Annotated in this window: 13 protein-coding genes and 3 tRNA genes; 5 read left to right on the top strand and 11 right to left on the bottom strand. The window is 68.4% G+C overall.

The features are described from left to right. Positions 1–120 precede the first annotated feature (120 nt). From Q0568_RS02585 to Q0568_RS02570, 4 genes are all read right to left on the bottom strand, one after another. The gene (locus Q0568_RS02585; RefSeq protein WP_298861754.1) at positions 121–1,899 is read right to left on the bottom strand and encodes an aldehyde dehydrogenase family protein; all 1,779 of its coding nucleotides are present in this window, start codon (positions 1,897–1,899) and stop codon (positions 121–123) included. An 80-nt stretch (positions 1,900–1,979) separates the two neighbouring features. Beyond that, positions 1,980–2,243: a glutaredoxin domain-containing protein gene (locus Q0568_RS02580; protein ID WP_298861751.1), complete on the bottom strand. Its 264-nt coding sequence runs from the start codon at positions 2,241–2,243 to the stop codon at positions 1,980–1,982. Between the two features lie 156 nt (positions 2,244–2,399). After that, positions 2,400–3,179 carry an amino acid ABC transporter ATP-binding protein gene (locus Q0568_RS02575; RefSeq protein ID WP_298861748.1) on the bottom strand — a complete coding sequence of 260 codons (780 nt, stop codon included), beginning with the start codon at positions 3,177–3,179 and terminating at the stop codon, positions 2,400–2,402. 9 nt (positions 3,180–3,188) lie between these two features. Continuing rightward, a complete protein-coding gene (locus Q0568_RS02570; RefSeq protein WP_298861745.1) occupies positions 3,189–5,483 on the bottom strand; it encodes an ABC transporter substrate-binding protein/permease in 2,295 nt (764 codons plus the stop codon). A 150-nt stretch (positions 5,484–5,633) separates the two neighbouring features. Between Q0568_RS02570 and Q0568_RS02565 the strand changes: the two genes are divergently transcribed. From Q0568_RS02565 to Q0568_RS02555, 3 genes are all read left to right on the top strand, one after another. Next, positions 5,634–6,833 carry a glycosyltransferase gene (locus Q0568_RS02565; protein WP_298861742.1) on the top strand — a complete coding sequence of 400 codons (1,200 nt, stop codon included), beginning with the start codon at positions 5,634–5,636 and terminating at the stop codon, positions 6,831–6,833. 55 nt (positions 6,834–6,888) lie between these two features. Next, a complete protein-coding gene (locus tag Q0568_RS02560; RefSeq protein ID WP_298861739.1) occupies positions 6,889–8,064 on the top strand; it encodes a low temperature requirement protein A in 1,176 nt (391 codons plus the stop codon). A gap of 90 nt (positions 8,065–8,154) precedes the next feature. Then, complete coding sequence (locus Q0568_RS02555) at positions 8,155–8,415, top strand: DUF6458 family protein (RefSeq protein WP_298861736.1); 261 nt, start codon at positions 8,155–8,157, stop codon at positions 8,413–8,415. 35 nt (positions 8,416–8,450) lie between these two features. Here Q0568_RS02555 and Q0568_RS02550 read toward each other — a convergent pair whose 3' ends face one another. The 3 genes from Q0568_RS02550 to Q0568_RS02540 all read right to left on the bottom strand — a co-directional run bounded on the left by Q0568_RS02550 (position 8,451) and on the right by Q0568_RS02540 (position 11,822). Further along, on the bottom strand, positions 8,451–9,371 hold the full coding sequence (locus Q0568_RS02550; RefSeq protein WP_298861734.1) for an NADP-dependent oxidoreductase: 921 nt from the start codon (positions 9,369–9,371) through the stop codon (positions 8,451–8,453). 130 nt (positions 9,372–9,501) lie between these two features. Beyond that, complete coding sequence (dgt, locus tag Q0568_RS02545) at positions 9,502–10,989, bottom strand: dGTP triphosphohydrolase (protein ID WP_298861731.1); 1,488 nt, start codon at positions 10,987–10,989, stop codon at positions 9,502–9,504. A gap of 38 nt (positions 10,990–11,027) precedes the next feature. Then, entirely contained in the window at positions 11,028–11,822 is a 795-nt protein-coding gene (locus tag Q0568_RS02540; protein WP_366941320.1) for a DUF1524 domain-containing protein, read from the bottom strand. A gap of 211 nt (positions 11,823–12,033) precedes the next feature. Between Q0568_RS02540 and Q0568_RS02535 the strand changes: the two genes are divergently transcribed. After that, a complete protein-coding gene (locus tag Q0568_RS02535) occupies positions 12,034–13,932 on the top strand; it encodes a S53 family peptidase (protein ID WP_298861726.1) in 1,899 nt (632 codons plus the stop codon). A gap of 82 nt (positions 13,933–14,014) precedes the next feature. On the opposite strand, the gene Q0568_RS02530 is transcribed toward Q0568_RS02535, so the two are convergent. Beyond that, positions 14,015–14,587, bottom strand: a complete 573-nt coding sequence (locus Q0568_RS02530) for a mismatch-specific DNA-glycosylase (RefSeq protein WP_298861723.1) — start codon at positions 14,585–14,587, stop codon at positions 14,015–14,017. Between the two features lie 390 nt (positions 14,588–14,977). Between Q0568_RS02530 and Q0568_RS02525 the strand changes: the two genes are divergently transcribed. Beyond that, positions 14,978–15,253, top strand: a complete 276-nt coding sequence (locus Q0568_RS02525) for a hypothetical protein (protein ID WP_298861720.1) — start codon at positions 14,978–14,980, stop codon at positions 15,251–15,253. A gap of 94 nt (positions 15,254–15,347) precedes the next feature. On the opposite strand, the gene Q0568_RS02520 is transcribed toward Q0568_RS02525, so the two are convergent. The 3 genes from Q0568_RS02520 to Q0568_RS02510 all read right to left on the bottom strand — a co-directional run bounded on the left by Q0568_RS02520 (position 15,348) and on the right by Q0568_RS02510 (position 15,662). Further along, positions 15,348–15,420, bottom strand: a tRNA-Phe gene (locus Q0568_RS02520). A gap of 69 nt (positions 15,421–15,489) precedes the next feature. After that, positions 15,490–15,563, bottom strand: a tRNA-Asp gene (locus tag Q0568_RS02515). Positions 15,564–15,589: 26 nt separating this feature from the next. Then, positions 15,590–15,662 (bottom strand) — tRNA-Glu (locus tag Q0568_RS02510). Positions 15,663–15,879 lie beyond the last annotated feature (217 nt).

Below are 15,879 nucleotides of genomic sequence, written 5' to 3'. Positions count from 1 at the left end.
CGCATCCTGCGCTGGCAACGCGCTCAGCATCCTGCGTCGAAACCCCTCATCAGCGTCGAAACCCCTCGTGATTCACGTCGTTCACGAGGGGTCTCGACAAGCAGGAGGGGTTTCGACGACTCAGGCGCGTAGCGCCTGGAGCAGGGTCTTCGCCAGGCCCAGGATGCCGCCGCGGGCGCGGAAGCGGGTGAGGCCCTCGCTGACGTCGGCGGCGGTGCGGGCGGAGACGAACCATGGCGGGGTGGGCAGGATCGTCCACCGGCCGCCGCCGTTCACGACAGGCAATGACCGCGGGAACGGGCGGAACGGACCGCGCACGATCGAGCGCTCCACGCCGTCCAGCAGCAGGGCGTTGTGCACCACACCGATGCCGCTGCCCACGTCGTCGAGCGTGCTGCCGGGGAAGGCACCCCACGTGAGCGTCGGGGTGATGAAGCCGACCGCCGTCCAGGCGTTGATGGCGATCGAGCCGTAGCGCAGTTCGGTGATGGCCCGCTCGAACCCTGAGCCGAGGGCCTTCTCGGTCGCCGGATCGATGATGAGGTTGCCGCCCAGCGTGCCCTGCAGCTTCTCGTTGGCGTGCTCCACCGCGGTATCCAGGAACTCCTGTCCGAGACCGGGCAGCTCCACCACGCCCAGCACGGGCGCGAAGTACTCGGTGGTCTCCAGCGCCGCGGCGTCCTGGCCCTCGCCGACCTCGACCAGCAGCCGGTCGGCCAGCACCAGGGCATCGGGATAGTCCTCGGCGGCCTGGTGCAGGCGCGACGGCGACCCGGGGTACCAGATGGGCCGCTCGGGGGCGCCTGCGTAGGCACGGCGCAGCGCGGCGCGGAACTGCTCGGCCTGCGGCCAGTCGCTCGACAGGATCACGACCTGGCCGGCGATGCAGTTGTGACCGCAGTTCTGCAGCCGCATGGTGGCCACGTGCTCGGCCTGGAAGGTGATGTCGGCGTCGGTCCACTCCCCGGGCACGATGATGATCGGCGAGACGCCGCCCAGCTCGGCCGTGATCGGCTTCTTCAGCAGGGGGCGATTCTCGCGCTTGCGACGCGTGGTCGCCCCGGCCTTCGGCCCGCGAGACGGACCCCACACGATGGTGTCGAAGGTGGCCGCGGATCCGGTGATGTGCACATGCACGAGATCGGGATGCCCGGTCAGGTAGGCGCCCACGGCCGGCCCGCCCCGGACGATGCGCAGGAAGCCCGGCTCGATCAGCGGCGCCAGTGCCCGCTCGTACACCGGCACCAGCGAATCCTGCGTGGGGTTGACCTTCAGCAGCGCCACGCGGTTGTGCGCGAGCAGCTCGTACATCACGTCGAGAACGGGGATGGAGGTGATGTTGCCGGCGCCCAGCACCAGCCCCACACCGCCGGATGCGGCGGGCGTCAACTGCCCGAGACCCGCCGCGCTGCGCGCGGTGTCGGGGGTGATGCCCGGCTGCAGCCACACCTCGCCGGTGAAGCCCGACAGCAGGAAGCTGTCGATGCCGGTCAGCGGGAACGCGTCGACCTTCGTGCGCCCGCCCGGTGCGCGGCCGATGCTCAGGCCGTCCAGCGCGCTGCGGCCCGCCGCCAGTCTGGCGAGCGTGTCGGCGTAGGCGTCCAGCGCACCCAGCACCGAGTAGGGGCCGCTCAGCCACTCCTCGCCTCGGAGCGGATGCCCGGGACGCAGTCCCTTGGAGTCGGATGCCGTGTTCGCCCAGTCCTCGATGGTGGCCGCGACGCTGGTGCGCAACGATTTCAGCAGCGTGATGCGCTGTGCGACCGTGAGCGCGGACCAGGTGCGCGAGCCCTGCTGCAGCACCGCGATGTCGGCATCCAGCGCCGTCTGCTCGGCGGCATCCAGCCCGGTGTCCTTCTTCGAATCCTTCGCCGTGGCGACGGCGGCATCCTGAGTCATCTTCGTCTCCTTCGGGATGGAACCCAGCCTAAGCGGTAGTGAGACTGGGTTCCATCCTCGCGGAGTCCGATCGGAGTCCGTCAGATCAGCGACAGCTCGCGCAGCTTGGCCTCGACGTCGGCGTTGGACGGCTCGACGTGGTGGCTGGCGTCGGGGTACACGACCACGGGGATGTTGGTGCGGCCCGAGATCTCCTTGGCCACGTCGGCCGCGGCGGGCTCGGCGACCAGGTCGATGTAGGTGTACTCGATGCCCAGCTCGTCGAGCTGCTTCTTGGTGCGGCGGCAGTCGCCGCACCATGCGGCGCCGAACATGGTGATGGTGTCGGATGCAGGAATGCTCATACTCCAAGGGTAAAGCCGTCTTGCGTGGCTGGGGCGACCCTTCGCTCCCCACGCCCCACTCCGAGCGCCGCTTCGCGTCGCCCGGAGCCTCGGGGGCGCGTGGGCCCGGCTCAGGGACCCAGTTGCTGGGTCGCTGAGCCCGTCGAAGCGCCGGCGTCAGAGCACCTTCGACAGGAAGTCCTGCGTGCGGGCCTCCTGCGGGTTGTCGAAGATGTCGGCCGGGGCGCCGGACTCGACCACCTTCCCGTCGGCCATGAACACCACGCGGTCGGCCACCTCGCGGGCGAAGCCCATCTCGTGCGTGACCAGCACCATCGTCATGCCCGACGCCGCCAGGTCCCGGATCACCTGCAGCACCTCGCCGACCATCTCCGGGTCCAAGGCGCTGGTGGCCTCGTCGAACAGCATGATGCCGGGGCTCATCGCCAGCGCGCGGGCGATGGCCACGCGCTGCTTCTGCCCGCCGGAGAGGGATGCCGGGCGGGCATCCGCCTTGTCCTCCAGCCCCACCCGGGTGAGCAGCTCGAGGGCGCGCTTGCGGGCATCCGCCTTGCTGAGCATCTTCAGCTCGACGGGCGCCAGCGCGATGTTCTCCAGCGCGGTCATGTGCGGGAACAGGTTGAAGTGCTGGAACACCATGCCCACGCGCTGTCGCACGGCATCGAGGTTCTTGCCCTTCGCCGTGGCGATGTTCTCGCCCAGGATCAGCACCTCGCCGCTGGTGACCTCCTCGAGCCGGTTCAGGCAGCGCAGCAGCGTGGACTTGCCGGAGCCGGAGGGGCCGATCACGGTGACGACCTCGCCGTTGGCGACGGTCAGGTCGATGCCGGTGAGCACCTCGTTCTTCCCGAAGGACTTGTGCAGGTCGCGCACCTCGATGGGGTTCCCCGAAGCGGTGGTGACCGGAGTCGTGTAGGTCTGCTCGTTGTTCGTCATGGTCATCCCCTACTTGTTGAACTTCCGGTCGACCCAGTTCGAGAGCACCGTCAGCAGCCAGATCACGATGAAGTACATGATGCCGACGACGATCCAGATCTCGAACGAGCGGAACGTGGATGCGATCACGATGCGGCCCTGGTACGTCAGCTCGGCGAAGCCCAGCACCGACAGCAGCGAGGTGTCCTTCAGCGTGATGATGAACTGGTTGATGAGGTTGGGCGTCATGATCTTGAACGCCTGCGGCATCACCACGCGGCGCATCGACGAGCCCCAGCCCAGGCCCAGCGATCGCGAGGCCTCCATCTGACCGGGATCCACCGACTGCACGCCGCCGCGGACGATCTCGGTGATGTACGCACCGGCGTTCAGCGACAGCGTGATCACACCGGCGGTCAGGGCGTCCAGGGGCTGGCCGGTCACGGCCGGCACGCCGAAGTAGAAGAAGAACGCCTGCACCAGCACCGGGGTGCCGCGGAAGATGTTCACATAGGCACTCGCGAGGAAGCGCAGGAACGGGTTGGCCGACAGCTTGAGGATGCCGAACAGGATGCCCAGGATCATGGCGAACAGGATCGACAGCGCCGTGGCCAGCAGGGTGAGCACGAGACCTTGCGACAGCGGGCCGATCGAGGTCTTCACCAGACTCCAGAACGAGTTGTCGGAGGTGGTGCCGGCGTCGTCGCTGGCCAGGTAGCGGTCGATGATCTGCTGGTAGACGCCGGTGTCCTTGGCGTTCTGCAGGCCGGTGTCGAACATCTTCAGCAGCTCGGCGTTGTGGCCCTTCAGCACGGCGAAGCCGTAGTCGGCGCCGGGTTCGGCATCCGTCACGATCTTCAGCGGCACGTTGCCGGAGGCGATGCCGAACTGCAGCACCGGAGCGTCCTCGAACGTGGCGGCGGAGTTGCCGGTGGCCACGTCGTTGTACATGTCGGCGGAATCCTGGAAGGCGTTGACCTTGAAGCCGATCTCGGCGCTGAGCTTCTTGGCGAAGTCGTAGCCGACGGTGCCGGTCTTGACGGCGACGGTCTTTCCCTTCAGGCCCTTGTACGAGGTGATGTCGCTGTCCTTGGCGACGGCCATCTGCACGCCCGACTGGTAGTACGGGTCGGAGAAGTCGAAGACCTTCTTGCGCTCGTCGGTGATGCTCATGCCGGCGATCACGCCGTCGGCCTGCCCGGCGGTGACGGCGGCGAGGGCTGCATCGAAGCCCAGCGGCTTGATGTCGACTTTGAAGCCCTGGTTGGCGGCGATGGCACGGATCAGGTCCATGTCGATGCCGACGTTCTTGCCGTCCAGCTGGTAGATGAACGGCGCGAACGTGGTGTCGGTCGCGATGGTGAACTCGCCGTGCGTCTGCGGGGTGTCGACCGCGAACGCGGGGTTCTTCGGCAGTTCGCCGGGCTTGCCCGGGTCGAGCTTGTCGTTGCCGAGAGCCGCCTTGCCCTCACCGATGGTGGCGGCCTTCGGAGCCGCCTCACCGAGGTAGTCGTCGAGGATCTTCTGGTACTCGCCGTTGTCGATGAGGTTCTTCAGGCCCTCGTTGAACGCCTTGCGCAGGGCCTCGTTGGCGCCCTTCTTCACAGCCATGCCGTAGCTGGACGCCTTCTCCTGCGGCGTGACCGTCTTCAGATCCACGTTGCCGGTGGCGATGCCGTACGCCAGGATCGGGTAGTCGTCGAACACGGCGGCGGAGTGGCCCGTGGTGACGTCGTTGTACGCGTCCGCGGCATCCTGGAAGCCGGTGACCGTGAACCCGAACTCCTTGCCGAGCTTCTCGGCGAAGGCGTAGCCCTCGGTGCCGGTCTTGGCGGAGACCGTCTTGCCCGCGAGGTCGGCGTAGGCCTTGACGCTGTCGTCGTTCTTCGCGACGGCCATCTGGATGCCGGAATCGAAGTACGGGTTGGAGAAGTCGAACAGCTTCTCGCGCTCTGAGGTGATGGACATGCCCGCCATCACGGCATCCGCCTGCCCGGCGGTGACGGCGGCCAGCGCCCCGTCGAATCCGATCACGTCGATCTTGACGTCGAAGCCCTGGTCGGCGGCGACGGCCTTGATCAGGTCGATGTCGATGCCGCGCAGCTTCCCGTCGCGCTGGAACTCGAACGGAGCCCAGGTGGTGTCGGTGGCGATGGTGAAGGTCTGCCCCTTCACGCTGTCGTTCGCCGCCGGCTTGGTCGCCGCGTGCGCGATGCCGACGGCGCCGCCGACGGTGAACAGCAGGATGAACATCGTGGTGAGTGCGGCCAGCAGCGGCAGGCGGTTCTCCCGCCACCAGTGCGCCGGATGTCTGAGCAGTGTCATGAGTTCCTCGTCGTCATCATCGTCATCGACCGTGTTTCCTGGCCCGTGCCACCTTACCCGCAGGGCTGTGCCGGCACGGGGCGGAGGATGCTCATGGGGAAAGATGGCACGATTGTGTGCGGTGGCTTCGATCCCGGGGGAGGGCAGCGCATGAGCACCTCCGTCACGGTCCCAGCCGTCACAGTGGTCGTGCCGACCTTCAACGAGCGCGACAACGTCGCCGAGCTGGTCGCGCGCACGGCATCCGCGCTCGCCGGATTCGACGCGGAGATCCTCTTCGTCGACGACAGCTCCGACGGCACCATCGACGAGATCGCGCGGGTCGCGGCATCCGCCCCGCTCCCGGTGCGCGGCATCCACCGCGAGCACAACACGGGCGGCCTGGGTGGCGCTGTGGTCGTCGGGCTCGCCGAGGCCGCGCACGACGTGTGCGTGGTCATGGACGGCGATCTGCAGCATCCGCCGGAGCTCATCCCCGCCATGCTCGCCAGGTTCGGCGACGGCGATGCGGATGTCGTGGCGGCCTCCCGCTACATCGGCGGGGGCGACTCGACCGGGCTCGGCACGGCGGTGCGGCTGGGGGTCTCCAAAGCCGCGACGGCCGTGACCAAGGCCATGTTCCTGCGGCGGCTGTGGCGCAGCAGCGATCCGATGACCGGGTTCTTCCTCGTCGACCGTTCGCAACTGGACATCGACCTGCTGCGGCCCGAGGGGTTCAAGATCCTGCTGGAGATCCTCGTCCGGGGCGGCCGGCGCGGTCCACTGCGCATCGCCGAGGTGCCGATGGAGTTCGGTGCACGCCGGCACGGGACCTCGAAGGCCAGCCTGCGCCAGGGGGCCATGTTCCTCGCGCACCTGGCACGGCTCCGCTTCGGCAAGATGGGCCTCTTCGCGGCGATCGGCGGCATCGGCGCCGTGGCCAACATCGGCATCATGTGGGCGCTCGTGCACCTCGGCATGGACTACGTGCCCGCGGCGATCATCGGTGCTGCGGTGACCATCATCGGCAACTTCGTGCTGCAGGAGCTGTTCGTCTTCCGCGACGAGCGCGCCGACGCCTCGCGACTGTGGGTGCGGTTCGCAGCATCCGCCTCGTTCAACGGCATCGAGGCGGCGCTGCGCATCCCCGTGATGGCGCTGATGGTCGAGACCTGGCACATCTCCGCTGTGCTCGCGACGGCCATCTCGCTGGTGGTGGCGTTCTTCGCGCGGTTCCTGTTCCACGCGCTGGTGGTCTATGCGCCGAGACGGCGGAGGACGGATGCCGCGACCGAGCCGCCCTCCGACACCGCGGCCCTGCGCGTGCTGAAGGCGATGGACGCCGAGGCCATGCGCCCCGGCGAGCTGTAGCACTCCGTACTGGGTCCCTGAGGCTGTCGAAGGGTCGGCCGCTATCCTGACCCCCGTGAGCGAGCACGCGGTGGCATCCAGGTTCCGTCTGAACCGGATGCTGCCGCGCGACCCCGCCGAGCCGCATCGCGCCGCCAGTTCACTGGAGCTGTTCTTCGACCTGGTGTTCGTCGTGGCCGTCAGCATTGCGTCGTCGCAACTGCATGAGCAGCTGCGCGATGGGCACTTCCAGAACGGCATCGCGACGTACCTGATCGTGTTCTTCGCCATCTGGTGGGCGTGGATGAACTTCAGCTGGTTCGCGACCTCGTTCGACACCGACGACTGGCTGTACCGCGTGGTCACGATCGTGCAGATGAGCGGCGTGCTCGTGCTCGCTGCCGGCATCCGACCGGCCTACGAGAGCGGCGATCTGCGGCTGCTGGTGTACGCGTACGTCGTGATGCGGGTGGCGCTGATCGCGCAGTGGCTGCGGGCGGCGGCATCCGCTCCCACGCTTCGGCGAACGAGCCTGACGTACGCGATCGGCGTGGCGGTGGTGCAGATGCTGTGGCTGCCGTTCCTGCTCCTGCCCGCGGGCCCCGTCAGGTACATCGGCGTCGCCGTGCTGATCATCTCCGAGCTGTCCGTGCCAGTGATCGCGGAGCGGCGCAGCACCACGCCGTGGCATCCGCGCCACATCACCGAGCGCTACTCGGCATTCAGCCTGATCGTGCTGGGTGAGACGGTGCTGGCATCGGCGACGGCCGTGATCAGCGCTCTGGACGAAGTCGACTCAGTGCTGCCGCTGATCGGGATCGCCGCGCTCACGCTCGTGGCGGCGGCATCGCTGTGGTGGATCTACTTCTGGCCACCGCATCACCGCGCGATCGGCTCGCTGTGGAGCTCGCTGCGCTATGGCTACACGCACTACTTCGTGCTGGCCGCCGCGGCGGCATTCTCGGTGGGCATCGGCCTGGAGGTGAACGTGCTCACCGGCCAGACCGAGCTGTCCCCGCGGGCGGCGGCGTTCGCCGTCGCGATCCCCATCGCGGTGTTCCTGCTGGGGATCTGGTTCGTGGCGATCCGGAAGGTGGGCGACCGCGTGGTGGATGCCGTGCTGCTGGCGGCTGTGGCGCTGGTGCTGGTCGACCCGCTCCTGCCCTCGTCGGTGCTGGTCACCTGCGCGGCGCTCGTGGCCGTCGTGGTCGTGCTGGTCGTGCGCCCCTGCCTGGACAGCGGGGACGACTAGGAGCTGTCAACCCCTTGTGTTCTTCGGCCGTTGCGGCAACCCTGGAGCAGGTGGGTGCGGACCTCGCGCCCCTGATCGAAGGGAACCGTCATGACCATCGGAACCGGAATCGTCCTGTTCGTGATCGGCGCGATCCTCGCGTTCGCTCTCAACGTGCAGGTGCCATGGGCCGACCTGCACATGATCGGCTACATTCTCATGGGCGCGGGCGTCGTCGCCTTCCTCATCGGCATCATCCTCATGGTGAGCCGTCGGCGCACCGAAGTCGTCACCCGCACCGAGGGAACCGCCGACGGCGGGAACGTCTCGCGCCGCACGGTTCGTTCGCCCGGCGACGACGAGGTCTTCTGAGGTCTCGACAGGTCTGAGGTCTCGACAGGCCGTCGTCAGGGGACGATGACCAGCTTTCCGCGCACGTGGTGGGTCTGGCTGGCGCGGAAGGCGTCGGCGACGCCCTCCAGCGGGAACGTCTGAGCGACCTCCACCTTCAGCGCGCCCTGGTCGGCGAGTTCGGCCAGGCGCGCGGTCTGCGCGCCGTCGGGGCGCACCCAGATGTGCCGCCCGCCGTGCTCGGTGACCGAGGCGTCGGCGATGGACGCGTGCGGAGCGCCCTCGGCCAGCACGGCGAGGGTGACATCCAGCATCCCTCCGGCGAAGTCGGCGACGGCGTCGACCGCGCCGTCGGAGAGCGCGCGCACGCGCTCGACGAGCCCGTCGCCGTAGGTGGTGGGGATGGCGCCGAGACTGCGCAGGTAGTCGTGGTTGGCCTCGGATGCCGTGGCGATCACGCGTGCGCCGCGGGCGATGGCGATCTGCACGGCGAAGCTGCCGACGCCGCCCGAGCCGCCGTGGATGAGCAGAGTGCGGGCGTGCAGCTCGCCGAGAGCGTCGATGGTGCGCAGCGCCGTGCCGCCGGCGAGGGGGAGTGCGCCGGCCTGCTCCCAGCTGAGGGATGCCGGCTTGTGCGCGACCGCGCGCACCGGCACGTCCACACGCTCGGCGAACGTGCCGCCGCCGACCGTGTCGGTGCGGGCGTAGGCCATCACCTCGTCGCCCACCTGGAACTCCGGGGTGTCCAGGCCCACGCCTACGACCACTCCCGCCACGTCCCAGCCGGGGATGATCGGAAACTGCGAGGGCATGATCGGGTCGAGGTACCCGGCCATCAGCTTCCAGTCCACCGGGTTCACGCCTGCCGCGCGCACGTCGATCAGCACGGATGCCGGGGAGACCTTGGGTTCGGGGACCTCACGCACCTGCAGAGCATCGAGATCCTGGGTGAACTGGTCGTAGACGACTGCGCGCATGCTGGCCTCCTGAGGGTGTGTCCTCCACTCTGACACGCGACAGCCGGCGTGAGACGCGATTTCCATCATGAGGAATGTGCGGGGGAGCGGCGTTCCTCAAGAACAGGGCTTCTCGTCGAGCAGCCCGGTGCTACAGACCCTGTCCCGCGTCCCACAGCCGCTCGGTGCGCCCAGCCAGCAGGGCGTCGAGCGAGATGGCCTGGGTGTCGGTGAGCGAGGCGACGTAGTCGATGATGCCCCGGCCGCGGGCGAGGGCGTCCAGGTCGGCATCCGTCCGCGACTCCACCAGCTCGGGAGCGTCCTGCCGCAGCCTGCGGTGGTCATCGGCCGCGAGCTCGACCAGGTCGATCAGCCGGCGAGGTGCGCGCCGGGCGTCTCGGGGGTCGTCGAGCCAGGCGGTGAAGCCGTCCACCAGGCGCTCCAGCACGCTCGCCTGGCCGCGCTGGTAGACGGTGAGGTCGGGACGCTCGAGGATGAATCGCTCGTGCAGGAACTTCAGCACGGCCACTTCATGCCACGCCTGCCGGTTCAACGCGACGTGGCCGCAGCGGATGTCCGGATGCCGGTGCACCTCGACGGCCGACTGCAGCCGCGAGATCCAGCCGCTCGTGAACCCTGCCAGGTTGCGCTCGCTGGCGAGTGACCCGTCGAACGGCTCCGCGACGAGTCCGTCGACGACCTCGGCCTTGACCTTCGCCACCGCCTGGCCGAAGGCGTCGGGGTCGGCGATCCAGGCATCCTTCGCCTGCAGCCGTCGCCACAGCAGCTCCAGGGAGTACCCCGGTCTGCGGGCGTCGACGGTCAGATCGGCGGTGTCGGTTGCCCGCAGACTCGCGAGCCCGTGATGCCAGCTGCGGAACTCCGAGGACAGCGTGGCGGGGTTCAGCAGGCCCGCGCGGTAGAAGTCGTCGAGGTCGTGCAGCGAGTAGGCGATGTCATCGGAGATGTCCATGATGGAGCACTCGACGGTCTGCTGGCCGGGCTCGATCAGGGGATACGCGGCGAGAGCGTCCCTGGCATCCTGCTCGTCGACGGCGTAGAAGCTGAACTTGCTCGCGCCGCCGCGTCGGATGCCGCCCTCGCCGCGCCGCCAGGGGTACTTCAGTACGGCGGCGCGCACGGCGGCGGTGAGGTTGAGACCGACGCCGGGGCGGTCGTGCTCGTCGAGGCGGGTGAGGATGCGGTAGGTCTGCGCATTCCCCTCGAAGCCCTCCCGCAGGCCGAACCTGTCGCGTGCCAGGCGGTCGAGGGTCTGCTCGCCGAGATGCCCGAACGGCGGATGCCCGAGGTCGTGCGCGGCGGATGCGGCCTGGACGACCACCGGATGCGCGCCGCCGAGCTCCGCGACGATCCGGCCGGGCTCGTCGGTGCGCGTGGACAGTTGCGTGGCGATCGCGCGGGCGACGGCCGCCACCTTGATGGAGTGCGTGAGGCGGTTGTGCACGGCCAGTCCCGCTCCCGCCTGCGAGATCACCTGCGTCACTGCGGAGAGCCGTGAGTAGTAGGGCGAGAAGCGGATGCGCTCCACGTCCACGCGGAAATCCGGATGCCCCTCGGCCTGCTGGAACTCGTCGAGCGTCTCGGACAGGCGTCGCCTCTGTCGCGGGTCATCCATCATGCGCCCAGTGTGGCACGGGCTCGTGACGGGGTGCTCGGTCATCGCGCCGGGGCGGGTTGCGCGGGGCAGGCGGCCAGGATCCGGGCGATGGCGTCGTGCTCGGCCTGCGTCACCCACAGGTCGTAGGCGGTCTTGACGGCGACCTGGCGTGCGACGTACGCGCAGCGGAAGCCCTTGGTCTTCGGCAGCCAGGTGGCGGCATCCCCGTCGCGCTTGGACGCGTTGGCGGAGCCGTCCACAGCCAGCAGGTTCAGCGGGTCGTTGGCGAACGCCGTGCGCTGCTCGGGAGTGAGTGCCTGCGCACCCTTCTGCCAGGCGTCGCTGAGGGCGACGACGTGGTCGATCTGCACCAGCTGCGATGTGCTCTGCCCGCGGACGAACGCGATCGTCGATCCGGAGTACGGGTCGTGCAGGGTGCCGGAGAGCACGACGCAGCGTCCGCGACGGGTGATGTCGGTCAGCTGCGCGGCGAGGACGTCGTTGCGGGTGTCGCAGCCGTTGCGGTCGACGTCCTTCCATCGCGGGCCGAACTGCGCGCGTTCGTAGCCGGTCTTCGGTGCGCGGCCCTTGATGGGGAGCGTCTCCAGCAGTGCGAGTGCGGAGTCTGCGGATGCCGTGGGCGCGGCGCTCGGCGTCCGGGTCGGTTGCGATGTCGGTTCCGGCGTCGGTTGCGGGGTGGCTTCGGGCGCGGCGTCCATCGGCGCCGACGATCCCGCGCTCGCCGTCGGCACAGCTGCGGGTGCGGCATCCGGTGTCTGCGTGCCCCCGACGGCGCCGGAGATCAGAGCGATCACGGCGACCAGGCCGATGAGCAGCCATGCTCCTCTGCGCATGCTGGATCGACGCGGTCTCGCCCTCATCATCATCCACTGCCGATCTGCACAGCCTCCGTCCCCTCAGACGGAATCCCTCCTCATTATGGCCGCCTCGAAACTCACGGCAGACCTCCGGCATCCGGGTCTATCATCGCCACTCGCAGACACCGGCGTCCGCCGATGCCGAACTCAACATCTGGAGATTCGGATGCGTAAATCAGTCCTCGCTGTGTCACTCACGGTCATCGCGACCACCCTCGCAGTACTCGGCGGCGGAACCGCCGCGAATGCCTCCCCACCTCCCACGTCGCCGATCCCGAACTCGTCACCCGGGTGGCTGACCCACGCCGCGAAGGTGGGTCCCGCCACCGGCAACGTGCAGGCCCGCGTCTACCTCGCGCCGAACGGCGGTCTGGCGGCGCTGCAGTCGTTCGCGACCGCCGTGTCGACGCCCGGATCCTCGCAGTACCGGCAGTTCCTGACACCCGCGCAGTACCACGCGCGGTTCGACGCCGGCGCCTCCACGGTGTCCGCCGTCACCGCCTGGCTGACCGGCGCCGGCCTGAAGGCCTCGGTCGATCCGCAGCACCGCTACGTCGACGTGTCCGGTGGAGTCGGCGCCGTGAACAAGGCGTTCGGCGTGACCCTGGCGAAGTACCGGCATGACGGTCAGACCGTGCAGGCTCCGTCGGGCGCGGCCAGCACTCCGGCATCCCTCGCCGGTGCGGTGATCGCCGTCAGCGGGCTGGACACGACCCCGTCGATCGTCAAGCCGCAGACGCAGAAGCCCGCGCCCCCGTCGGCCGGCTTCCGCAACGCTCCCATCTGCGGCGAATGGTACGGATCCGCGACGCCGGCGAACATGCCGACGCCCGACGGGACGACGCTGCCGGAGTTCCAGGGCGCCTCGCTGGCTTACTCGCCGTGCGGCTACACCGGCCCGCAGCTGCGCGCCGCGTACGAGAAGGGCTTGACCGGCGGGTACGACGGCAGCGGCGTGACGGTGGCCATCACCGATGCGTACGCGTCGCCGACGATCGCGTCGGATGCCGACCGGTACGCGACCGACACCGGCGACAAGCCGTTCGCCGCGGGGCAGTTCTCGCAGAGCCTCCCGCGCACGTACACGAACGTCAACAGCAACAACTCGCCCTACCAGTGCGACATGCCCGGCTGGTACGGCGAGGAGACCCTCGACGTCGAGGCCGTGCACGCCATGGCTCCGGCGGCGAACGTGAGGTACTACGCCGCGAAGAGCTGCACGGATCCCGACCTGCTCGACACGTTCAACCGCATCAACGACGAGAACCTCGCCAACATCGTGACGAACTCGTGGGGCGGCGTGGGCGATGCCACCAAGCCCTCGCTTGCGCTGGCCTACGACACCGCGTTCCTGCAGGGCGCCGCTCAGGGCATCAGCTACGTGTTCTCCAGCGGCGACAACGGCGACGAAGTGACCTCGCTCGGCACCCCGCAGACCGACTATCCGGCATCCAACCCCTATGTCACGGCCGTCGGCGGCACGTCCACCGCGATCACGCCCGACGGGCTGGTCGGGCAGACCGGCTGGCAGACGTCGAAGTACTCGCTGACGGACGGCACGTGGGCGTCGGCCGGCGGCTTCCTGTATGGCGGGGGCGGCGGCTACTCGTCCAACGTCCCCGAGCCGACGTATCAGAAGGATGCCGGCATCGTCAGCCCCAACGGCGGGCGTGCGGTTCCCGATGTGGCGATGGACGCCGACCCCACGACGGGCATGCTCGTGGGGCAGACGCAGACGTTCTCCGGCAAGGCGATGTACGACACCTACCGGATCGGTGGGACCAGCCTGGCCTCGCCGCTGTTCGCCGGCATCACCGCGCTGAAGATCCAGGCCAACGGGCATCGGGGCTTCGGCCTGCTGAACCCGCTGATCTACTCCTCGCACGGCGCCGGGTTCACCGACGTCACCGGGGCGGGCATCGGCACGGGCGCCATCCGTGTGGACTTCGTCAACGGCGTGGACGCCTCGGGCGGGTACGTGTACTCCGTGCGCACGTTCGACGGGGCGACCACCTCGCTGAAGGTGGGAACCGGCTGGGATGACGAGACCGGCTGGGGCAGCGCCTCGGCCGCGTGGGTTCACTAGACGCGCCACGTCTGATTCGGGAGGGCTCGGCGGCTGCCGGGCCCTCCTCTTCGGTCAGAAGGTGACGTTCAGGCGGTGACGTTCAGGCGGTGACGATCCCCGCGCGCACGGCGACCTCGCGGTAGGCCTCGGCGAGGGCCGCCGTCGTGTAGTGCCGGTTGAGCCCGCTCGGGTTGGGGACCACCCATACTTCGTCCGTGCCCTCCCACTCGATCGGCTGACGGCCGACGGTCGCGTGCGGTGCGCCGAAGGCGGTGCGGTACGCGCCGATGCCCAGCAGTGCGACGACCCTCGGGCGGATGTTCTGGATGTCCGCACGGAGTCGTCGTCCGCCTTCGTGCAGTTCGTCGTTCGACAGATCGGATGCCTTGGCCGAGGCACCCGGGACGATGCTGGTGATGCCCACGCCGCGGTGTTTGAGGTGATGTTCGTCGGCAGGAAGCATCCCTGCAGAGGCATCGATGCGCCGGTCGACGATGCCCGCCGCCAGCAGCGCGGGGAAGAACCTGTTGCCGCGCGGCGCGAAGTGCGCCTGCACAGCCACGGACAGCAGCCCGGGGTTGATGCCGACGAACAGCAGACGGGTCGGGTCGGGGATCAGGTCGGGGAGCGTCCCGCCCGTGAACGACAGCAGCTCGGAGCGGGAGAAGGGCATGGGTCCATCATCCCGCGGGCGCGCGCGGTGGAATTCGTGACTGCTAGCCTCGGATCGGCCGCGATGCGAGGAACTCGTGGCCGCAGCGCACTCAGCTCGGTTCTTGAGGCGTATCCGAGCCGATGTTCTGATGCGCCGGAGATCACCCGGCCCTGATAACGAGGATCCATCACCATGTCACGGCGACACTTTCGAATTGCGCTCGCGTCGAGTCTTCTGGCTCTCGCCCTGTTCACGACGGGTTGTGCAGGTAGTCCTGCTCCTTCTTCCAGCGGCTCAGCGGACGGTGGCCGAGCGGTGAGCGAGACACCCGCGCCTGCACCGAAGCCCACCCCGGTGAGCCTTGAAGGCACTTGGAAGCAGAGCAACTCGAAGGCCGAAGGGTCCGGGATGGAGGCGACGGTCGTCGGTCAGACGATCACGATCGACTTCGTCATCGACGGAGGCAAGACGACCGCGCTGTATTGGGTCGGCACCGTCGTCGTGCCGCAGGACGGCTCGACGAGCTTCACGTGGACCTCTGAGGCGGACACGGCCAAGTTGAAGAACGCGCTTCTCGGGTCGCAGGACGCCACCAAGAACTTCTCATACGACAAGGGCGTCATCAGTTATGAGGTCACCATCCAGGGGCAGACGGCCCAGGTCGAGATGGCTCGGGCCGAGTGAACAGAGGGCACTGCGCGGACCCTGGGCAAAGCAAAACCCCCGCGATGTAGAAGCTACGCGGGGGTTTCTGGGCTGATTGTAACGATCAGCCTTGTGGCTCCGACGGGCGTCGATCCCGTGACCTCACGATTTTCAGTCGTGCGCTCTACCAACTGAGCTACAGAGCCGTGCGGCACATCATGATCTGCCGCTTCTTAGACGAAGAGCCTCCTCGAAAGAAGGCTCGACGCTCAGAGCGACCCTGACGGGACTTGAACCCGCGACCTCCGCCGTGACAGGGCGGCACGCTAACCAACTGCGCTACAGGGCCATAACTTTTCAATTGTATCGGATCAGTGACCCCAACGGGATTCGAACCCGTGCTACCGCCGTGAAAGGGCGGCGTCCTAGGCCGCTAAACGATGGGGCCGAAGAGAGTCCCAGGGGGTTTCCCTTGCCGACGCTCAAGCATAAGGGACACTCCGACGAAAAACGAAATCGAAGGCGGGCCTGCGTGACTCCCGGGCGTTTCGGGTGGACGATGGGATGGTCTCCTGTGCCCTGAACGCCGACAGCACCTGTTGCGGATGTGACGAATGTTGTTAGTGTGGCACTTGTGAAACCGGCGGAAGGGGCCGAGTGAACGA

The sequence above is a fragment of the uncultured Microbacterium sp. genome (assembly GCF_937927635.1).
Classification (GTDB): domain Bacteria; phylum Actinomycetota; class Actinomycetes; order Actinomycetales; family Microbacteriaceae; genus Microbacterium.
The sequence above is the reverse complement of the archived record's forward strand: the minus strand, read 5'-3'. Positions and strand labels throughout refer to the sequence as shown.